Source organism: Tepidimonas thermarum, from assembly GCF_007556705.1.
GTDB classification, from domain to species: Bacteria; Pseudomonadota; Gammaproteobacteria; order Burkholderiales; family Burkholderiaceae_C; genus Tepidimonas; species Tepidimonas thermarum.
Genome location: NZ_VJOL01000023.1, coordinates 1 through 19,445, shown reverse-complemented (window position 1 = coordinate 19,445; position 19,445 = coordinate 1). Strand labels below are relative to the sequence as shown.

At 69.6% G+C, this 19,445-nt stretch carries 16 protein-coding genes; 13 read left to right on the top strand and 3 right to left on the bottom strand.

Annotated features, from left to right (window positions below; all coding sequences use genetic code 11):
* The first annotated feature begins 14 nt into the window (after positions 1–14).
* The 7 genes from dapC to Tther_RS07070 are packed head-to-tail and all read left to right on the top strand — an operon-like array spanning position 15 to position 8,388.
* Complete coding sequence (gene dapC / locus Tther_RS07100) at positions 15–1,247, top strand: succinyldiaminopimelate transaminase (protein ID WP_143902328.1); 1,233 nt, start codon at positions 15–17, stop codon at positions 1,245–1,247.
* Between the two features lie 50 nt (positions 1,248–1,297).
* Positions 1,298–2,122 carry a 2,3,4,5-tetrahydropyridine-2,6-dicarboxylate N-succinyltransferase gene (gene dapD, locus Tther_RS07095; RefSeq protein ID WP_143902327.1) on the top strand — a complete coding sequence of 275 codons (825 nt, stop codon included), beginning with the start codon at positions 1,298–1,300 and terminating at the stop codon, positions 2,120–2,122.
* Between the two features lie 21 nt (positions 2,123–2,143).
* Entirely contained in the window at positions 2,144–3,301 is a 1,158-nt protein-coding gene (locus Tther_RS07090) for a PilT/PilU family type 4a pilus ATPase (protein ID WP_143902362.1), read from the top strand.
* Between the two features lie 25 nt (positions 3,302–3,326).
* Positions 3,327–4,493, top strand: a complete 1,167-nt coding sequence (gene dapE, locus Tther_RS07085) for a succinyl-diaminopimelate desuccinylase (protein WP_143902325.1) — start codon at positions 3,327–3,329, stop codon at positions 4,491–4,493.
* Positions 4,490–5,422 carry a 50S ribosomal protein L3 N(5)-glutamine methyltransferase gene (prmB, locus tag Tther_RS07080; protein WP_143902323.1) on the top strand — a complete coding sequence of 311 codons (933 nt, stop codon included), beginning with the start codon at positions 4,490–4,492 and terminating at the stop codon, positions 5,420–5,422. The genes dapE and prmB overlap by 4 nt, the downstream gene beginning before the upstream one ends.
* Positions 5,419–7,419: an ABC-F family ATP-binding cassette domain-containing protein gene (locus Tther_RS07075; protein WP_143902321.1), complete on the top strand. Its 2,001-nt coding sequence runs from the start codon at positions 5,419–5,421 to the stop codon at positions 7,417–7,419. Before prmB ends, Tther_RS07075 begins: the two co-directional genes overlap by 4 nt.
* A gap of 12 nt (positions 7,420–7,431) precedes the next feature.
* Positions 7,432–8,388, top strand: coding sequence for an NOL1/NOP2/SUN domain family protein (locus Tther_RS07070; RefSeq protein ID WP_143902319.1), 957 nt, complete (start codon positions 7,432–7,434; stop codon positions 8,386–8,388).
* A gap of 19 nt (positions 8,389–8,407) precedes the next feature.
* Here Tther_RS07070 and Tther_RS07065 read toward each other — a convergent pair whose 3' ends face one another.
* Positions 8,408–9,634, bottom strand: a complete 1,227-nt coding sequence (locus tag Tther_RS07065) for an MFS transporter (protein WP_143902317.1) — start codon at positions 9,632–9,634, stop codon at positions 8,408–8,410.
* 70 nt (positions 9,635–9,704) lie between these two features.
* On the opposite strand from Tther_RS07065, the gene Tther_RS07060 reads away from it, so the two are divergent.
* Positions 9,705–10,712, top strand: a complete 1,008-nt coding sequence (locus tag Tther_RS07060) for a D-2-hydroxyacid dehydrogenase family protein (protein WP_143902315.1) — start codon at positions 9,705–9,707, stop codon at positions 10,710–10,712.
* Positions 10,713–10,805: 93 nt separating this feature from the next.
* Here Tther_RS07060 and Tther_RS07055 read toward each other — a convergent pair whose 3' ends face one another.
* Positions 10,806–12,731, bottom strand: coding sequence for a FimV/HubP-related protein (locus Tther_RS07055; RefSeq protein ID WP_143902313.1), 1,926 nt, complete (start codon positions 12,729–12,731; stop codon positions 10,806–10,808).
* 80 nt (positions 12,732–12,811) lie between these two features.
* On the opposite strand from Tther_RS07055, the gene Tther_RS07050 reads away from it, so the two are divergent.
* From Tther_RS07050 to Tther_RS07030, 5 genes are all read left to right on the top strand, one after another.
* The gene (locus Tther_RS07050) at positions 12,812–14,347 is read left to right on the top strand and encodes a 3-hydroxyacyl-CoA dehydrogenase (RefSeq protein ID WP_143902311.1); all 1,536 of its coding nucleotides are present in this window, start codon (positions 12,812–12,814) and stop codon (positions 14,345–14,347) included.
* Positions 14,348–14,351: 4 nt separating this feature from the next.
* Complete coding sequence (locus tag Tther_RS07045; protein ID WP_143902309.1) at positions 14,352–15,131, top strand: oxepin-CoA hydrolase, alternative type; 780 nt, start codon at positions 14,352–14,354, stop codon at positions 15,129–15,131.
* A 73-nt stretch (positions 15,132–15,204) separates the two neighbouring features.
* Positions 15,205–15,954: a Crp/Fnr family transcriptional regulator gene (locus Tther_RS07040; protein ID WP_143902306.1), complete on the top strand. Its 750-nt coding sequence runs from the start codon at positions 15,205–15,207 to the stop codon at positions 15,952–15,954.
* Positions 15,955–15,999: 45 nt separating this feature from the next.
* Positions 16,000–17,079, top strand: coding sequence for a phosphotransferase (locus Tther_RS07035; protein WP_143902304.1), 1,080 nt, complete (start codon positions 16,000–16,002; stop codon positions 17,077–17,079).
* Between the two features lie 29 nt (positions 17,080–17,108).
* Positions 17,109–18,368, top strand: a complete 1,260-nt coding sequence (locus Tther_RS07030; RefSeq protein WP_143902302.1) for an acyl-CoA dehydrogenase family protein — start codon at positions 17,109–17,111, stop codon at positions 18,366–18,368.
* A gap of 20 nt (positions 18,369–18,388) precedes the next feature.
* Here the strand turns inward: Tther_RS07030 and Tther_RS07025 are convergent, their stop codons facing one another.
* Positions 18,389–19,276, bottom strand: a complete 888-nt coding sequence (locus tag Tther_RS07025; protein ID WP_342781763.1) for a GspE/PulE family protein — start codon at positions 19,274–19,276, stop codon at positions 18,389–18,391.
* Positions 19,277–19,445 lie beyond the last annotated feature (169 nt).

The following is a 19,445-nucleotide window of genomic DNA, read 5'->3' as shown; positions in this document are numbered from 1 at the left end:
TACCATTGCATCCCATGTCCCTGCCCCTCAACCCGCTGCTGCAGCGGCTGCAGCCTTACCCGTTCGAGCGCCTGCGCGCCCTGGTCGCCGACGTCACCCCCAACCCTGCGCTGCGCCCGATCAACCTGGGCATTGGTGAGCCGCGCCACCCCACGCCCGCGGTGCTCACCGCGGCGCTGCACGCTGCCATCGACGAAGCCAGCGGCGGCCTGGCGGCCTACCCGGCCACCGCGGGGACGCCGGCGCTGCGCGCAGCCTGCGCTGATTGGCTGCAGCGCCGCTATGGCGTCACGGCCGACCCTGCGACGCAGGTGTTGCCGACCCTGGGCTCGCGCGAGGCGCTGTTTGCGCTGGCGCAGGTGGTGCTCGACCCCCGCGCCTTCGCCCAAGGGGCGCAGCCCGTGGTGGTTTGCCCCAACCCGTTCTATCAGATCTACGAAGGCGCTGCGCTGCTGGCGGGCGCCACGCCCTGGTACGCGCCCAGCGACCCACAGCGCAACTTCGCCACCGACTGGGACAGCGTGCCCGAGGCGGTGTGGGCGCGCACGCGCTTGGTGTACGCCTGCTCGCCCGGCAACCCCACCGGGGCGGTGATGCCGCTGGCCGAGTGGCAGCGCCTGTTCGAGCTGAGCGACCGCTATGGCTTCGTCATCGCCAGCGACGAGTGCTACAGCGAAATCTATTTCCGTGACGAGCCGCCATTGGGCGCCCTGCAGGCTGCCGCCGCACTCGGGCGCCGCGACTACCAGCGCCTGATCATGCTGACCAGCCTGTCCAAACGCAGCAACGCGCCCGGGCTGCGCAGCGGCTTTGTCGCGGGGGATGCGGCGCTGATCCGTGCGTTTACCCTCTACCGCACCTACCACGGCAGTGCCATGAGCTTGGCCGTGCAGCGCGCCAGCGCCGCCGCCTGGGCCGACGAAGCGCACGTCAGCGCCAACCGCGCGCTCTACCGGGCCAAGTTCGAGCGTGTCACCCCCATCCTGGCGCAGGTGATGGACGTGCGGCTGCCCGACGCCGGTTTTTACCTGTGGGCGCCGGTGCCAACGCGCTTTGGCGGCGACGACACGGCTTTTGCCCGGGAATTGCTCGCCCAATACAATGTCACCGTGCTGCCAGGCCGCTTTCTGGCCCGCGAGGTGCAGGGCCACAACCCCGGCGCCGGGCGCGTCCGCATGGCCCTGGTGGCCGACGTCGATGAATGCCTCGAAGCCGCCGAGCGCATCGTGCGCTGTGCCCGCGGCTGACCGCCGGCACCGCCTCGCACCACCCTGATCCTTCCTCGCCTTACGAGACCATGACGCAACAACTGCAGCAAATCATCGAAAACGCCTGGGACAACCGGGCGCAGCTCGCACCGGGCAATGCCCCGCAAGAGGTCATCGACGCCGTCGAGCACGTGATCGACGAACTCAACCAGGGTCGGCTGCGCGTGGCCACGCGCCACGGCGTTGGCCAGTGGAGCGTGCACCAGTGGATCAAAAAGGCGGTGTTGCTGAGTTTTCGGCTGCACGACAACGAACTCATGCGCGCCGGCGACCTGGCCTTCTACGACAAGGTCAAGACCAAGTTTGCCCACCTGAGCCCGCAGGAGATGGCCGCCACCGGCGTGCGCGTGGTGCCGCCGGCGGTGGCGCGCCGCGGCAGCTACATCGCCAAGGGGGCCATCCTGATGCCGTCCTATGTCAACATCGGCGCCTACGTGGACGAGGGCACGATGGTGGACACCTGGGCCACGGTCGGCTCGTGCGCGCAAGTCGGCAAGAACGTGCACCTCTCGGGCGGTGTCGGGCTGGGCGGGGTGCTCGAGCCGCTGCAGGCCAACCCGACCATCATCGAGGACAACTGCTTCATCGGCGCGCGCTCCGAAATCGTCGAGGGCGTCATCGTCGAAGAAAATTCGGTCATTTCGATGGGGGTCTACATCGGCCAAAGCACGCCGATCTACGACCGCACCACCGGCGAGATCCTCTACGGCCGCGTGCCCGCCGGCTCGGTGGTCATCAGCGGCAGCCTGCCCAAGGACGGCGGGAAATACAGCCTGTACGCCGCCATCATCGTCAAGCGTGTGGACGCGCAAACGCGCGCCAAGACCAGCCTCAACGAGTTGCTGCGCGACTAAGCGCCAACGGAGACCATGCCCATGGGCCCGATGGAGCAGCTGCTGCGGCTGATGGCCGAGAAGAAGGCCTCCGACATTTACCTGTCGGCGGCCTCGCCCGTGCTCATCAAGATCAACGGCGTGACGCAGCCGATCAACGCCCAGCCGCTGCCTGCGGATGGTCCCTACCGGCTGCTGGCCGAGATCGTCAAGGCCGAACATCTGCGCGAGTTCGAGGACACCGGTGAGCTCAACATCGCCATCCCGATGACGGAGGTGGGGCGGTTTCGCATCAGCGCGATGCGCCAGCGTGGCACCTGCGCCGTGGTGGTGCGCTTCATCAGCGGGCAAATCCCCAAGGTCAGCGAACTGGGCATCCCGCCGGTGCTCACCCAGATGATCATGGCCAAGCGCGGCCTCATGCTGGTGGTGGGCGCCACCGGCTCGGGCAAGAGCACGACGCTGGCCGCCCTGCTGGACCACCGCAACGAAAACACCACCGGCCACATCCTCACCATCGAGGACCCGATCGAGTACCTGTTCAAAAACAAAAAAAGCGTGGTCAACCAGCGCGAAGTCGGCACCGACACCGCCACGCTCAACGTCGCGCTCAAAAACGCGTTGCGCCAGGCGCCGGACGTGATCCTGATCGGCGAGATTCGCGACCGCGAGACGATGTCGCAGGCGATCGCCTACGCCCAATCCGGACACCTGGTGCTGGCCACGCTGCACGCCAACAACAGCTACCAGGCGCTCAACCGCATCCTCAACTTCTACCCGGTCGAGGTGCGGCCGACCATGCTCAACGACCTGGCCTCCTCGCTCAAGGCCATCGTGTCGCAGCGGCTGCTGCGCACGGTCGATGGCGGGCGCACGCCGGCGGTGGAGGTCATGGTCAACACGCGCCTCATCAGCGAACTGATCGAGAAGGCCGACTTCTTTGGCGTGCGCGAGGCGCTCGAGAAGTCCATGGCCGAGGAATCCCAAACCTTCGAAGCCGACCTGGCGCGCCTGATCCTGGCTGGCCGCATCACGCGCGAGGAGGGGCTGGCCTACGCCGACTCGCCCACCAACCTGCTGTGGCGGCTGCAAAACGACGACCGTGCCCGGGCGCTGGCGCAAACCAGCACCACGGCTCCGGGCGAACCGGGCAAGGGCGGCGGCCCGTCCTTCGAAGGTTTTCTGCCCCCCAAGACCTGACCCGGCGCCCCGCGCCCCGCTTGCGATGTCCGACACCTTGCGGCTTGCCCAAGCCCTGATTCGCTGCCCCTCCGTCACCCCCGACGATGCGGGGTGCCAAACCCTGATCGCCGAGCGCCTGCACGCGCTGGGCTTTGCCTGCGAGACCCTGGTCAGCGGCCCCGACGACTTTCGCGTCACCAACCTGTGGGCGCTGCGCCCCGGCGCCACGCCCGATGCGCCGGTGATCGTGTTTGCCGGGCACACCGATGTCGTGCCCCCTGGCCCGCTGGAGCGCTGGAGCAGCGACCCCTTCACCCCCACGGTGCGCGACGGCAAGCTCTACGGGCGCGGCGCCAGCGACATGAAAGCTTCCCTGGCGGCGATGGTGGTGGCGTGCGAGCGCTTTTTGCGCGCCCACCCGCAACCGGCGTTGACGCTGGGCTTTTTGCTCACCAGCGACGAAGAAGGCCCGGCGCGCGACGGCACGGTCGTGGTGTGCGAGGCGCTGCGCCAACGCGGCCAGCGGCTCGATGGCTGCATCGTGGGCGAGCCGACCAGCGTGCAGCGCACCGGCGACATGATCAAAAATGGCCGCCGTGGCACCCTCAGTGGACGGCTCACCGTCAAAGGCATCCAGGGGCATATCGCCTACCCGCACCTGGCGCACAACCCGATCCACCTGCTCGCCCCAGCGCTTGCCGAGCTCGTGGCCACCCAATGGGACGCGGGCAACGCGCACTTCCCGCCCACGAGCTGGCAGGTCAGCAACATCCACGGCGGCACCGGGGCGACCAATGTCATCCCGGGCACCGTGGTGGTGGACTTCAACTTTCGCTTCAGCACCGAATCCACCCCGGAGGGCCTGCAGGCCCGTGTGCACGACATCCTGGCGCGCCACGGCCTGCAGCACGGCACCGACTACGACCTGGCCTGGACGCTGGGCGGGCGGCCGTTCCTCACCCCCCGTGGCCCGCTGGTGGACGCGGTCACGGCGGCCATCCGCGACGTCACCGGGCTGCAGGCCGAGTTGTCCACGACCGGTGGCACCAGCGACGGGCGCTTTATCGCCACCATCTGCCCCCAGGTGGTCGAGCTCGGACCGCCCAACGCCACCATCCACCAGGTGGACGAACACATTGCGCTGGAGGACCTGGAGGCCCTGACCGCGGTGTACGCGCGCGTGCTGCAGCGCCTGGCGGGGGTGGCATGACGGGCACCATCCCGCTGGCGGCCCTGCTGGCCGAGGCGCAGGCCCGCCTGCAATCGGCCAACCTGAGCTTTGGCCACGGCACCACCAACGCGCGCGACGAAGCCGCTTGGCTGGTGCTGTGGCGGCTCGGTCTGCCTTTGGACAGCGATTTGCAGGCCCTGGCGGCGCACCCGGTGGCGCCAGACGCCGCGGCGGCCGTGCGCGCGCTCATCGAGGAGCGCATACGCACCCGCAAACCCGCCGCCTACCTCACCGGCGAGGCGTGGCTGCAGGGCGTACCGTTTTATGTGGACGAGCGCGTCATCGTGCCGCGCAGCCTGATTGCCGAGCCCATCGCCGCCGCCCCACAGGCCGACCCCATCGACCCCTGGTTGGGGCCGCATACACGGCGCGTGCTCGACCTGTGCACCGGCAACGGATCGCTGGCGGTGCTGGCGGCGCTGGCCTGGCCCGACGTGACCGTGGACGCGGCCGATATCTCGGCCGACGCGCTGGCGGTTGCGGAGCGCAACGTCGCGCGCCACGGCCTGCAAGGACGGATCCGGCTGTTGCAATCCGACGGCTGGTGTGCCATCACGCAGCGCTACGACCTGATCCTGTGCAACCCGCCTTACGTCAACCGCCAGACGCTGGCCGCGCTGCCGGCGGAATACCGCGCCGAGCCGGTGCTGGCCCTCGACGGCGGGGACGACGGCATGGACTTTGTGCGCCACCTGCTGGCCCGTGCCGAAGCCCACATGAACGACGATGCCGTGCTGGTGCTGGAAATCGGCCACGAGCGCGCGCATTTCGAGCGCGCCTTTGCACACCTGGCGGTGGAGTGGCTGCACACCAGCGGCGGGCCCGATGCGGTGCTGCTGATCACGCGCGCGGCCCTGGCGGCAGCGCGCGAGACGCTGCCGCCCGATCCCAAGCGGTGTGCGCCATGATCACCTTGCGCGATGTCACGCTGCGCCGCGGTGGCAAGGTCGTGCTCGACGGCGCGAGCCTCACCCTGCACCCCGGCGAGAAGGTGGGCCTGGTGGGCCGCAACGGCGCCGGCAAATCGAGCTTGTTCGCGCTGTGGCGCGGCGAGCTGCACGAGGACAGCGGCACGGTCGAGCTGCCCCACCACTGGCGCGTCAGCCACGTGGCGCAGGACATGCCCGACACCGACGAGCCGGCCACCGAATTCGTGGTTGCGGGCGACACGCGCTTGCTCGAAGCGCGCGCCCAATTGGCCGCGGCCGAAGCCGCCAACGATGGGGAGGCGATGGCCCTGGCGCACGCCGCCCTGGCCGACGCCGGCGCACACGGCGCACGCGCACGCGCCCAGTCGCTGATGCTGGGACTGGGCTTTGCTCCGGCGGAACTGGACCGCCCCGTCAACAGCTTCTCGGGCGGCTGGCGCATGCGGCTGCAGCTCGCGCGCGCGCTCATGTGCCCCAGCGACTTGCTGCTGCTCGACGAACCGACCAACCACCTGGACCTCGATGCCCTGGTGTGGCTGGAGAGCTGGCTGCAGCGCTATGAGGGCACCCTGGTCGTCATCAGCCACGACCGTGAATTTCTGGATGCCGTCACGCGCGTCACCGTGCACCTGGACAACGGCCGCCTGATGCGCTATGGGGGTGGCTACAGCCGCTTCGAGGAGATGCGCGCCGAGCAACTGGCGCAGCAGCAAGCCGCCTATGCGCGGCAGCAGGAGCGCATTGCCCACCTGCAACGCTTCATCGAGCGCTTTCGCGCCAAGGCCACCAAGGCCCGGCAGGCGCAAAGCCGCCTCAAGGCGCTGGCGCGCATGGAGCGCGTGGCGCCCGTGCTCACGAGCGCCGATTTTCAGTTCGCATTCTCCGACCCCGGCGCCCTGCCCAACCCCATGCTGACGCTGCACGACGTAGCGGCCGGCTACACCAGCGCGGACGGCACGGTGCGCGCCGTGGTGCATGACGTGCGCTGCAGCGTGCTGCCGGGACAGCGCATCGGGATCCTGGGCGCCAACGGACAGGGCAAGTCCACGCTGGTCAAAACCATCGCCGGCGTCTTGCCGCCGCTGTCGGGTCGTGTCCTGCCCGGCAAAGGCCTGCGCATAGGCTACTTTGCGCAGCAGGAGCTCGACGTGCTGCGCGCCGACGAAGGGCCCCTGCAGCACCTGGTGCGCCTGGCGCGCGCGGCCGAGGCCGCCGGTGCGCTGGTCGGTCAATCGACGCGCGAGCAGGACTTGCGCACCTTCCTTGGCCACTTCCAGTTCAGCGCCGAGGCGGTCCATCAGCCGGTTGGCACCCTCAGCGGCGGCGAAAAGGCGCGGCTGGTGCTCGCCCTGCTGGTGTGGCAGCGCCCCAACCTGCTGCTGTTGGACGAGCCCACCAACCACCTGGACCTGACCACCCGCGAGGCGCTGGGCATGGCGCTCAACGCGTTCGAAGGCACGGTGCTGCTGGTCAGCCACGACCGGGCGCTGCTGCGCAGCGTCTGCGATGCGTTCTGGCTGGTGGCCGACGGCCGTCTGCAGCCCTTCGACGGCGACCTGGACGACTACCAGCGCCACCTGCTGGACGTCGCACGCCAGCGCCGTGACGCTTTCCAGGCGAGCGCAACGCCCGCCACCGTCCCTGCCGGCGGACCCGCCACCGCGCTTACACCGCAGCAGCGGCGACGCGAGCAGGCCCAACGCCGCCAACAACTCGCCGAACGGCTCAAGCCCCACCGGCGCGAACACCAAGCGCTGGAGGCACGCCTGGACACCCTGCACACCGAGCAGCGCACGCTGCACGAGCAACTGGCCAGCGCCCGTGACGGGGCCACACTTGCCGAGGCGGGGCGCCGCCTCAAGGCCATCGAAGCCGAATTGGCCGCAGTCGAAGAACGCTGGCTGGCGGTGGCCGAAACCATCGAGGCGCTGGAGCGAGAGGCCGCGCAGGCCGACGCCGACCTGCGTGCGGCCTGACCGCGCCACGCCATGAACGCCCCTGCCGATCTGCCACCGCTGCCCCCGGCCTTTGTCGCGCTGCTCGACGCGCTGGTCCCGCCCGCGTGGCGGCCCCGGGTGGACGCCAGCTACACCGCGCCCAAGGCGGTGGTGTTTCGCCACAACCCGCTGCGCGCGCCAGACGCCGCGGCCGTGGTGGCCGCCCTCGCCCCCTTGCAGCCGGAGCCCGTGGCGGGCATGGCCGGCGTGTACCGGCTGCCTGCGCACGACCGCCAGGCGCTGACCCACCACCCCCTCGTGAGCGACGGGTATCTGTACCTCCAGGGCATCGCCAGCATGGCGGCGGTATGGGCACTCGACCCGCAGCCGGGCGAGGAAATCCTCGACCTCGCCGCTGCCCCCGGGGGCAAGACCGCGCTCATCGCAGCGCGCATGGGCAACACGGGGCGCATCGCCGCGGTGGAGCCGGTGCGCGCGCGTTTTTTCCGGCTCAAGGCCAATTTGCAACGGCTGGGCGTGCGCTGCGCGCAGCTCTACCTCAAAGATGGCGCGCAGGTGGGGCGTCTGGTGCCGCAACGGTTCGACCGCGTGCTGCTGGATGCGCCCTGCTCGTCCGAGGCCCAGTTCACCCGGCTCGATCCGGCCTCGTGGGCGCACTGGAGCCCGCGCAAGGTGCGCGCCAGTGCCGCCGTGCAGGCACGGCTGCTGCGCTCGGCCGCCCAAGCGCTCAAGCCCGGCGGGGTGCTGGTCTACAGCACCTGTTCGCTGTCGCCGCAGGAGGATGAATGCGTCGTCGATGCGCTGCTGCGTGAGCGCGACGACCTCGTCCCCGAAGCCCTGCCCTGGCCGGTGGACCTGCCCGCGCTGCCCGGCTTGACCACTTGGGACGGCGCACCGCTGCACCCGGGTCTGGCGCTGACGCGGCGCGTGCTGCCCACCGAATGGACCGACGCCTTTTTCCTGTGCCGCCTGCGCAAGCGCGGCTGAGCGCAGCGCGCACCGCGCATCAGGCCGGGCGCGTGGCCTTGCCCACCGCCAGCGCCGCCGCCACCGCCAGCAGCAAGGTGACGGCACCGCCGGCCAGCGTGGCGGCGTACCAGCCGTGGTCCATCCACACGCCAAACACCAAGGGTGCAATCGCAAACCCCGTGTCCAGCCCCGAATAGACCGTCCCGTACACCCGCCCGGTTGCGCCTTTGGGGGTGGCGCGCTTGATCAGCATGTCGCGGCTGGGGCCCCCAATGCCCACGGCAAAGCCCGTGACCGCCAGCAGCGCCATCGAGCCCCACCCGCCCAGCCAACCCGTGGCGGCCAGCAACATCAACAGCGCCCCGGCGCCCATGGCCCCAGCCACCACCCGATCGACGGCGCGCGTGCGCGAGGCCACGAAACCGCCCGCCAGCATGCCCACGGCGCCCGCCAGCATGTAGGCGGTCACGGTCAGCGTGGCGGTTTCCAGGGGCACCCCGTGCACCGCCTGCAGGATCGACGTGGCGTAGGTCTGCACCACCGCCAGCGTCATGGTGGAAAGCAAAAAGAAACCAAAGCACCACCACACCACCGGCAAACGCAAAAACGCGAGATCTTCGGCCCGCGTGGCCCCTTGGCGGCGGGGGACGACCTCGGTGTGCAAATGCTCGCGCTGCGACCACAGCAGCACCCACACGCCCGCATACACGACAAACGCCGCCCAATACGCCCAGCGCCAGTTCGACAGGGCCGTGATGCCCACCAAAAACACCGGCGCCAGCGCCCAACCCAGGTTGCCGGTCAACCCATGCGCGCTGAACGCGTGCCCCAGGCGCGGCGCCGACACCCGCTGGTTGAGGATGGAGAAATCCACCGGGTGAAACGGGGCGTTGCCCAGACCGGCCAGCACCGCCGCCAGCAGCAACCCGGTGTAACCCTGGGCCAGCGCGGCCGACAGCGCCGACCCCATGAACAAGGCGATCGCCACCATCAAGACCGGGCGCGCCCCCACCAGATCCACCCAAAATCCGGACAACGCCTGCCCCACGCCCGATAGGACGAAAAACACGCTGGTCAGCAGCCCCACCTGCGAGAAGGTCAACCCGAACTCGCGCATGAACACGGGAAACAGTGGCGCCAGCAGCAGGTGCGAAAAATGGGATGTGGCGTGGGCCAGGCCGACGAGGCCGATCACGGTCGCATCGCGTTGCCACGGCACGGCCGCGGCGCCAGAGGCCCCTGTCTCGGATGGCAAGGTGGACATGCGCGCATGGTACGCCCATGCGGCCGATGCGCTGGCCGCCGAGGCGACAGCAAAGGCACAATAGCCCCATATGAACATCGTGATCCTCGACGATTACCAGGACGCCGTGCGCAAGCTCGCCTGCGCCCACAAGCTCGACCCCTACCCGGCCAAGGTCTACACCAACAACGTCAAGGGGGTCGGCCAGCTGTCGGTGCGCCTGCGCGATGCGGATATCGTCGTGCTGATCCGCGAACGCACCCCCATCACGCGCCAGTTGCTCGACAAGCTGCCGCGCCTGAAGCTCATTGCCCAGACCGGCGCCGTGGGCCGGCACATCGACGTGCAGGCCTGCACGGAGCGCGGCGTGGCCGTGGCCGAGGGTGTGGGCGACCCGGTTGCACCGGCCGAACTCACCTGGGCGCTGATCATGGCGGCCATGCGGCGCATCCCGCAGTACGTGAGCCATCTCAAGCACGGTGCGTGGCAGCAGTCGGGGCTCAAAGCCGCCTCCATGCCACCCAACTTTGGCCTGGGGCTGGTGCTGCGCGGGCGCACCCTGGGGATTTGGGGCTATGGCCGCATCGGCCAGCTCGTGGCCGGCTACGGACGGGCGTTTGGCATGCGCGTCATCGTCTGGGGCAGCGAGGCCAGCCGTGCCCGCGCCGTGGCGGACGGCTACGAGGCCGCACCCGACAAAGCAACCCTGTTTGCCACCAGCGACGTGCTCAGCCTGCACCTGCGCCTGTCGGAGACGACCACCGGCTGCATCACCCTCGACGACCTGTCGCGCATGAAGCCGACGGCGCTGCTCGTCAACACCGCGCGCGCGGAGCTGATCGAACCCGACGCGCTGGTGGCTGCGCTCAACCGTGGCCGCCCTGGCATGGCGGCGGTGGACGTGTTCGAAAACGAACCGATTTTGCAGGGACACGCGCTGCTGCGGCTGGAAAACTGCATTTGCACGCCGCACATCGGCTTCGTCGAGCTCGACAGCTACGAGCGGTACTTTTCCGCGGCCTTTGACAACGTCGTCAACTACATCAAGGGCACGCCCACGCACATCGTCAACCCCGGGGCGCTGCACGTGCGGCGCTGACGGCCCGCAGCCACAAGGCGGGCGCACACCGGCGGGCGCACACCGGCGGGCGCACACCGGCGGGCGCACACCGGCGGGCGCGGCTCCCTGCGGTCAACCCCGCGGCGGCTGGGGCGGCGTGTCGGCGGGCAGCTGCCAGTCGCCCAAATCGAAGTCCAACCCGTCGTCCGCCGCGGCTGCGGACGGCGGCGCGACCGCCTCATCGCCCTGCGGGGCTGGGGCTGGACCCGGGGACACCCCCGCGGCCGGTGCCGCCCATGCGCTGATGTCCGGCAGCTCGAAGTCGAGAGCACCGCTTTCCGTCGGCGCTGGCGGTGCCTCGTCCGTCGTGGCAGCCGCACCCAGCGCTTGCGCACCCAAGGCCCCCGTACCCGCTGCCGCCGCACCCGCCACCCCCGGCGCGGGTGCCACATCCGGCAGCAGGTCGAGCACACCGTGCAGCACGAGCAGATCGTCGAACGCGGTCAGTGTCCGCACGCGCAAAGGCGCGGAGGGATCGCCCGGTTGCGAGGCGAGCGCGGCCTCGATGTGCCGGCGCGCCGCGTCGGTGGGCCATTGCGCCACCAGCGCCTGCACCAGCGCGCGATCGGCTTCCACGCCTTCGGTGCCGGGCTCGCGCGCCAGCAGCCGTTGGAAGTGATGCTCGTACATCGCCTGCGGCAAGCGGGTGTCGAGACCGTGGGCCTGCGCCAGCGCCCACCAACGCAGGTAGGGCGCCTCGCTGGCGCGGGGATGCGCCTGCACGAACGCCCGCAACGCCGCCACCGCGTCGGCCGCCTGCCCCAGGGATTCGAAGAAATCGACCTGCTCCCACAAGGCGTGCAGCGCCGCCACGTCCAGCGCGGCGATGGGCACCTCCTGGAACATCGATGCACCGGCTTCGCTGACCTCCAGCCCCGCCATGTGATCGGCGGCGGCCGCCGGCTCGCGCACCGCGGGCGCCGCCGGACCAGCGGGTAGGGCATCCGCGGCGCCCGGGGCGGCTGTGGTGGACGTCCACCACGCCGACGGCGCGGGCACGGCTTTGCGCGCGCGTTGCCACAACCACAGCACGGCGCCCAACAGCACCACCACCAAACCGCTCAGTGCAACCAGCAGCCCGTCCGCGCGCGACTCGCGCGCCTGCGTCAATTCGCGGTTGAGGCTCTCCACCGCCATCAGCAGCCGTTGCTGCTCCGCGCGCAGCGTCGCAATCTCCTGCTGCACCGCCGCGGGTGGGGTGCCGTCGGCGGCCGGTGATGCCGGCTCGGTGGCCGCGGGGGTCTGCGGCGCGGCAGGGGCCGTGGCGGCGGTCTCCGGCGCAGCCCCGCCGGGCGCCCCCGTACCCGGAATGTCCACCGGCGCCAGCTCCAGTCGCGGTCCCCGGCGCTCGGGTGGCGGCGGGGGTGCGCTGCGCACCGCACCGCTGTCTTCCCTCTGCGTGGCAGGCACGGCAGGCACCGGGCGCACCTTGGTGGCCATGCGAATCCCCGCCGGACGCGGCGTGGTGGCCAGGGAACGGATCGGGGTTTCGGGCAACGGCGTGCGCACTGCCGCCGGTGCTGCATGGGCCGCCGGGGCGGGGGACGCGGCGCCAACCGGCGGCAACGTTGCGGGGGTGACACCCACCGGGGCACGCGTCACCGGCGCCGCCACGGGCGCGGCCGGCTGGGCGGGCTCGATGTCGGCCAACAGCGTGTAGGCGCGCGCAAAGCGGGCCGGACAGCCCACGCGCAGCTCGAGCGTCACGAACGGCTCGTTGACCGGCTGGCGCGCGCGCACCCGCAGCACGCTCGCGCCTGCGGAGCCGCGCTCGACCGTGACGCTGACACTGCCGGCGGCAAGCCGCGTCTCGCCATAGCGCACGTCCGCTTCGACACAGACAGCGGCACCACCGTCGCCGGCCTCCCACTGACCTTGCACCACAATATCGAGCGGTCGGCCGATAATGACAGCGCCCTGCACCGCTCCCAGCGACTGGGCGTGGCTTTGCACGGCCGATACGATCAGCAGGCTGGCCAGCGCGGTTTTGGCGTGCATGCGGGTTTCCTGTGGAGTACCAATACGCGTTATCGATGGCCGATTCTGTCACATCCGTCCCCAACCACTCCGTATTGCGCATGGCTCAAACATCCACCTGTGTTACTTTTCGCAACATCGGCATCGTTGGTGCCGGCGCCATGGGGCGAGGCATCGCCCAAATCGCGGCGCAAGCGGGCTGCACGGTGCACCTGCTCGACGCCCAACCCGCTGCCGTGGAGGCGGCGTGTGCCGCCTTGCGCGACACCTGGGACAAGCTGGTCGCCAAAGGGCGCCTCGACGCCGACGCCGCCCAGGCATGCGCAGCGCGGCTACGCCCGGTGGCCGATGTCGCCGGCTTGGCCGGATGCGACCTGGTGATCGAAGCCATCATCGAGCGGCTCGACGCCAAGCAAGCGTTGTTCGCCCAGCTCGAAGACGTCATGGCCGCCGACGCGGTGCTGGCCACCAACACCTCATCCCTGTCGGTCACGGCCATCGGCAGCCGGCTGCGCGCGCCGCAGCGGCTGGCGGGTTTTCACTTTTTCAACCCCGTGCCGCTGATGAAGGTGGTCGAAGTGGTTGCCGGCCTCAAAACCGACCCGTCGGTTTGCGAGCGCCTGGCTGCGTTTGCGCGCGACATGGGACACACCCCGGTGTTGGCGCAGGACACGCCCGGCTTCATCGTCAACCACGCCGGGCGTGGCTACATCACCGAGGCGCTGCGCATCGCCGGCGAGCGGGTGGCCGACTTCGCCACCATCGACCGCATCCTCAAGGACCAAATGGGCTTTCGCCTGGGGCCGTTCGAGCTGCTGGACCTCACCGCGCTGGATGTTTCGCAGCCGGTGATGGAGTCCATCTACCACCAGTACTACGAGGAGCCGCGTTTTCGCCCCAGCGTGATCGCCGCGCAGCGGCTGGCAGGCGGCGTGCTCGGACGCAAGGTGGGCGAGGGCTTTTACCGCTACGCCGACGGCCAGGCGCAAGTCCCGCCCGAGCCCCCGGTGCCCGCCGTGACCGCGCTGCCGCCGGTGTGGGTGCCGGGGCGCGCAGCGCGTCGCGCCGAATTGTTGCAGCTCCTCAAGGACCTGGGCGCCACGATCGAGACCGCGGCGCAGCCGTCCGAGCAGGCGCTGATCGTGGTGGCGCCGCTGGGCCACGATGTGACGACGGTGGCAGCCGTCGAGCGGCTGGACCCCGGGCGCACCGTCGGTATCGACATGGTGCTGCCCGATGCCGCCGTCAAGCGCCGGGTGTTGGCCACCAACCCGGCCACACGCAGCGACATGCGCGCCGCCGCCCACGCCCTGTTGGCGCGCGATGGCAAGGCCGTCAGCGTGATCCGCGACAGCGGCGGCTTCGTCACCCAGCGGGTGGTGGCCACGATCGTCAACATCGCCTCGGACATCTGCCAGCAGGGCATTTGCTCGCCGGCGGACCTGGAAACCGCCGTCACCCTGGGGTTGGGCTATCCAATGGGGCCGCTGGCCATGGGCGACCGGGTGGGCGCCGCCAGCGTGCTGGAGATCTTGTTCAACCTGCAAACCGTCTATGGCGACATGCGCTACCGCCCCTCCCCCTGGCTGCGCCGCCGCGGCGCGCTGGGGCTGAGTCTGCTGCACACCGAGGAGTGATGCCATGACCGCCACGCTCAAAAGCCACAGCCAGGGTCAGACGCTGGTGCTGACCATTCACAATCCGGAACACCGCAACGCGCTCGGGCCCGAGATTTATGTCGCCGGCATCGAAGCGCTGATCGCCGCCGAGCGCAACGCCGAGGTGCGCTCCGTCGTCATCACCGGCGCGGGCAACACCTTTTGCGCCGGCGGTAACCTGCAGCGGTTGCTGGCCAACCGCCAGCAATCGCCGGACGTGCAGGCCGACAGCATCGAGGCGCTGCACAGCTGGATCGAAGCGGTGCGCAGCTTTCCCAAGCCAGTCGTGGCCGCCGTCGAGGGGGCGTGCGCGGGCGCGGGGTTCTCGCTGGCGCTGGCGTGCGACCTGCTGGTGGCCGCGCACGACGCGGTCTTCGTCATGGCCTACGTCAACGTGGCGCTGTCGCCGGACGGCGGCGCCACCTGGAGCCTGCTGCGCCAGCTGCCGCGTGCCACCGCGTTGCAGCTGCTGATGCTGGGTGATCGCGTGGGTGCGCAGCGGCTGCACCAGCTCGGCCTGGTGACGGCCGTGGCCGCGCCTGGCGAGGCGCTGGATGAGGCGCTGCGCCTGTGCGAACGGCTCAACGCCAAGGCGCCCAACGCCCTGGCCAGCATCAAGTCCCTGGCCAACGACGCGCAGTCGCAGTCGCTGGCGGCACAATTGCGCGACGAGCGCGACCATTTCGTGCGCAATCTGCACCACCCCAACGCCGGGGAGGGCATTCGCGCCTTTCTCGACAAACGCACCCCCCAGTACCGCTGACCGGGCTGCGGCGGCGCATCGGCCGGCGCGGCGATGCGCCCCAGCGCCACGGGGTCACCGAGGAGACATCCCCATGACCGTTCAGTCGCTCACACGACAGCCCCTCGACGAGCCGATTCTGACAATGGAGGAACGCGAGGCGATCAACCATGGTCGCTGGTTTTCCAGTCTTTCTCCGTCGCTGCGGCACGACATCCTCCGATGCGCCTTCGTCAAACGCTACCAGGACGGCGACCTGATCGCCGCGCGCGGCGATCCGCCGACGGTGTGGAGCGCCGTGGCCAAGGGGGCCGTGCGTGTGAGCTCGACCTCCATCACGGGCAAGCAAATCACCCTGACCTACGTGGAGCCGGGGGTGTGGTTTGGCGACGTGGCGATGTTCGACGGGGATGCGCGCACGCACGATGCCTACGCCCATGGCGCCACGACGCTGCTGTGCGTGGCCCGCAGCGACTTTCGCAAGATCTTGGACCAGCACGTCGAGCTCTACGAGGCCCTGCTGCGCCTGCACGCGCGGCGCATTCGCACGCTCTTTGGTTTGGTCGAGGACCTCAACACCCTGCCCCTGCGCGCCCGGCTGGCCAAGCAGCTGTTGCACCTGTGCCGCTCCTACGGCGTGCCGTGCCTGAGCAACGGCAACGAAATCCGCATCGGCTTGCAGCTGGCGCAGGAGGAGCTGGCGCAGCTGCTGGGCGCCTCGCGCCAGCGCGTCAACCAGGAACTCAAGGCCATGGAGCGCGACGGTGCGATCCGCATCGAGCCCGGTGGCCTGGTGGTGCGCGACCGCGCGCAGCTCATGCGCATCGTCGAATCCGAACCCTGACCCCCGGCCATGCGGCAGGCGGGTCGGCCCTTGCCCTGACCCGCCATGTCCGAGTCCACCGCTGCCCCTGACCACACCACCGGCCACGCCATCGACACCGCCGCGCTGCAGCGCTGGCTAAGCGCCCATTTGCCCGGCTTTGCCGGGCCGCTGTCGGTCGAAAAATTCCCCGGGGGCCAGTCCAACCCCACCTACCGCCTGGTCACCCCAGCGCGCACCTATGTGATGCGCACCAAACCGGGGCCTGCGGCCAAGCTGCTGCCATCGGCGCACGCAATCGAGCGCGAATTTCGCGTCATGCAGGCGCTGGCGGGCACCGGTGTGCCGGTGGCGCGCATGCACGTGCTGTGTGAAGACGAGTCCGTGATCGGCCGCGCCTTCTACGTCATGGAATGCGTCGAGGGGCGGGTGTTGTGGGACCAGTCGCTGCCCGGGATGACGCCGCAGCAGCGGCGTGCGCACTACCTGGAGATGAACCGCGTGTTGGCCACCCTGCACCGGGTGGACGTGCAGGCCGTGGGACTGGCCGACTATGGCAAAGCGGGCAACTACTTCGAGCGGCAGATCGCGCGCTGGAGCAAGCAATACGTCGCCTCGATCACCGAGCCCATCCCGGAGATGGACGCGCTGATGGCATGGCTGCCCGCGCATCTGCCGCCACAGGCGCGCGATGAGTCGCTGGTGAGCATCGTGCACGGCGACTACCGGCTCGACAACCTGATGTTCCACCCGCACGAGCCACGCATCGTGGCGGTGTTGGACTGGGAGCTCTCGACGCTGGGCCATCCGCTGGCCGACTTCAGCTACCACTGCATGTCGTGGCACATCGCGCCGGGGGCTTTCCGCGGCATTGCCGGGCTGGACCTGGCGGCGCTGGGCATCCCCTCGGAAGACGAGTACATCGAGCGCTACTGCGAACAAACGGGTTTTGCCGACCCGCAGGCGCTGCGCCGCGACTGGCCCTTTTACCTGGCCTACAACGCCTTTCGGCTCGCCGCCATTCTGCAGGGCATCGCCAAGCGGGTCGAGCTGGGTATCGCCTCCAGCGCGCAGGCGCGCCAAAGCGCGGCCGGCGCGCGGCCCCTGGCGCAGCTGGCCTGGCGCTTTGCCCAACAGGCCGCGTGACCCCTTTCCCATCCCCCCTGGAGATCGCCATGGACTTTGCTTACAGCCCCCGTGTTCAAGCGCTGCGCGAGCGCCTCATCGCCTTCATGGACGAGCACGTCTACCCCAACGAGGAGCGCTTCGAGGCCGAGGTGGAGGCCAACCGCGCCGCCGGCAACCCCTGGCTGCCCACCCGCATCGTCGAGGAGCTCAAACCCAAGGCGCGCGCCGCCGGGCTGTGGAACCTGTTCTTGCCCAACTCGCCACGCGCGCCGCAAGGCTTGAGCAACCTGGAATACGCGCCACTGTGCGAAATCATGGGCCGGGTGACCTGGGCCGCCGAGGTGTTCAATTGCTCGGCCCCCGACACCGGCAACATGGAAACCCTGGAGCGCTACGCCAGCGAGCCGATCAAGGAGCGCTGGCTCGAACCGCTGCTGCGTGGCGAGATCCGTTCCGCCTTTCTGATGACGGAACCCGAGGTGGCCTCATCCGACGCCACCAACATCCAGTGCCGCATCGAGCGCGATGGCGACCACTACGTCATCAACGGGCGCAAGTGGTGGTCCTCCGGCGCGGGCGACCCGCGCTGCGCGGTCTACATCGTCATGGGCAAAACCAACCCGGAGGCGCCGCGCCACGCGCAGCAGTCGATGATCGTGGTGCCTGCCGACGCCCCGGGCATCCGCGTCGTGCGCGCGCTGTCGGTGTTTGGTTTTGACGACGCGCCGCACGGGCACATGGAAATCGAGCTCAACGACGTGCGCGTGCCGGCCGAAAACATCCTGCTCGGCGAAGGGCGCGGCTTCGAGATCGCACAGGGGCGGCTGGGCCCCGGGCGCATCCACCACTGCATGCGCTCGATCGGGGCGGCCGAGCGGGCGCTGGAGCTGATGTGCCAGCGTCTCAACACCCGGGTGGCGTTTGGCAAGCCGCTGGCGGCGCAAACCATTTGGCACGAACGCATCGCGGAAGCGCGCTGCCTGATCGAGCAGGCGCGGCTGCTCGTCCTCAAAGCCGCCTACATGATGGACACGGTGGGCAACAAGGCGGCCAAGACCGAAATCGCCATGATCAAGGTGGTGGCCCCCAACGTCGCGTGCCGGGTCATCGACTGGGCCATCCAGGCCTTTGGCGGTGCTGGTGTTTCGCAGGTCACACCACTGGCGCGCAGCTATGCCCACCAGCGCACGCTGCGCTTGGCCGACGGCCCCGACGAGGTGCACCGCAACGCGATCGCCAAGCTGGAACTGGCCAAGCACCTGGCGCGCGCGCCGGAGGTGGACATGCCCATCACGCGCGGCTGCTAAGGGGCCGCGCACGCAGGCCGTCAGACGTTGCAGTTGGCGCGCACTTCGGCCAGGGTCGTCAACCCCAGCAACGCCTTTTCGATGCCGTCTTGGCGCAGGGTGCGCATGCCCTCGCGCACCGCCTGCAGCTGGATGTCGGCCGGCCGGCTGCGCAGTTGGATCAGGCGCCGAATCTCCGGGCTGCTCACCAGCAGCTCGTGCAGCGCCAGCCGCCCGCGGTAGCCCGTGTGCCCGCACTCGGGACATCCGGGCGCGTGCGCGATCATGAGCTCACCATCGCGGCTGAAATGCTGGCGCCACTCGCGCTCCAGCGCCTGCGCATCGCGCAGCGGGTGATCCTCGGGCAGCGCACTTTGGTAGTCCTGCATCCACTCGCGCAGGCGCTGCGGCCCCAGGGGCTCGTAATCGACACACGCGGTGCACAGCCTACGCACCAGCCGCTGGGCCAAAATGCCCTGCAACGAATCGGCGAACGAAAACGGGTCCACCCCCAGGTCGACCAGGCGCAGCACGGTCTCGGCGGCCGAGTTGGTGTGCAGCGTGGACATCACGAAATGCCCGGTCAGCGAGGCCTCGATCGCCATCTCGGCCGTCTCGGCATCGCGCACCTCGCCCACCATGATCACGTCAGGGTCGGCGCGCAGCAACGAGCGCAGCGCCTTGGCAAAGGTCCAGCCGATTTTGGCGTTGACCTGGATTTGGCGCAGCCCGCGCTGCGTGATTTCCACCGGGTCTTCGGCCGTCCAGACCTTGCGCTTAGGGGTGTTGAGGCGCTGCAGCGCTGCGTGCAGCGTGGTGGTCTTGCCCGACCCCGTGGGCCCCACGCACAAAAACAAGCCGTAGGGGCGCGTCAGGATGTGCTCGATCGCCGCCAGGTAGTTGTGTATCGTTCTTTCTGTAAATTCCATTTTGCCGGTTGTCTGCTGGGCGGGGATCTCCGGCGCTACGCGCCTACGCTCCCCGCCCAGCAGACAGCGCGAGGGTGGGTCTGACGCCATGACTTCGAGAAAGGAGTGTAACCCTCATGGCAATACGAGTCGAAACCAACCCCTTGGAAGCCGCTTATGCGATCTTGCT

Bases quoted from the DNA above. Each gene is read 5' to 3' on its own strand.
- dapC (WP_143902328.1), top strand. From the start codon at position 15: ATGTCCCTGCCCCTCAACCCGCTGCTGCAGCGGCTGCAGCCTTACCCG.
- dapD (WP_143902327.1), top strand. From the start codon at position 1,298: ATGACGCAACAACTGCAGCAAATCATCGAAAACGCCTGGGACAACCGG.
- Tther_RS07090 (WP_143902362.1), top strand. From the start codon at position 2,144: ATGGGCCCGATGGAGCAGCTGCTGCGGCTGATGGCCGAGAAGAAGGCC.
- dapE (WP_143902325.1), top strand. From the start codon at position 3,327: ATGTCCGACACCTTGCGGCTTGCCCAAGCCCTGATTCGCTGCCCCTCC.
- prmB (WP_143902323.1), top strand. From the start codon at position 4,490: ATGACGGGCACCATCCCGCTGGCGGCCCTGCTGGCCGAGGCGCAGGCC.
- Tther_RS07075 (WP_143902321.1), top strand. From the start codon at position 5,419: ATGATCACCTTGCGCGATGTCACGCTGCGCCGCGGTGGCAAGGTCGTG.
- Tther_RS07070 (WP_143902319.1), top strand. From the start codon at position 7,432: ATGAACGCCCCTGCCGATCTGCCACCGCTGCCCCCGGCCTTTGTCGCG.
- Tther_RS07065 (WP_143902317.1), bottom strand. From the start codon at position 9,634: ATGTCCACCTTGCCATCCGAGACAGGGGCCTCTGGCGCCGCGGCCGTG.
- Tther_RS07060 (WP_143902315.1), top strand. From the start codon at position 9,705: ATGAACATCGTGATCCTCGACGATTACCAGGACGCCGTGCGCAAGCTC.
- Tther_RS07055 (WP_143902313.1), bottom strand. From the start codon at position 12,731: ATGCACGCCAAAACCGCGCTGGCCAGCCTGCTGATCGTATCGGCCGTG.
- Tther_RS07050 (WP_143902311.1), top strand. From the start codon at position 12,812: ATGGCTCAAACATCCACCTGTGTTACTTTTCGCAACATCGGCATCGTT.
- Tther_RS07045 (WP_143902309.1), top strand. From the start codon at position 14,352: ATGACCGCCACGCTCAAAAGCCACAGCCAGGGTCAGACGCTGGTGCTG.
- Tther_RS07040 (WP_143902306.1), top strand. From the start codon at position 15,205: ATGACCGTTCAGTCGCTCACACGACAGCCCCTCGACGAGCCGATTCTG.
- Tther_RS07035 (WP_143902304.1), top strand. From the start codon at position 16,000: ATGTCCGAGTCCACCGCTGCCCCTGACCACACCACCGGCCACGCCATC.
- Tther_RS07030 (WP_143902302.1), top strand. From the start codon at position 17,109: ATGGACTTTGCTTACAGCCCCCGTGTTCAAGCGCTGCGCGAGCGCCTC.
- Tther_RS07025 (WP_342781763.1), bottom strand. From the start codon at position 19,276: ATGGAATTTACAGAAAGAACGATACACAACTACCTGGCGGCGATCGAG.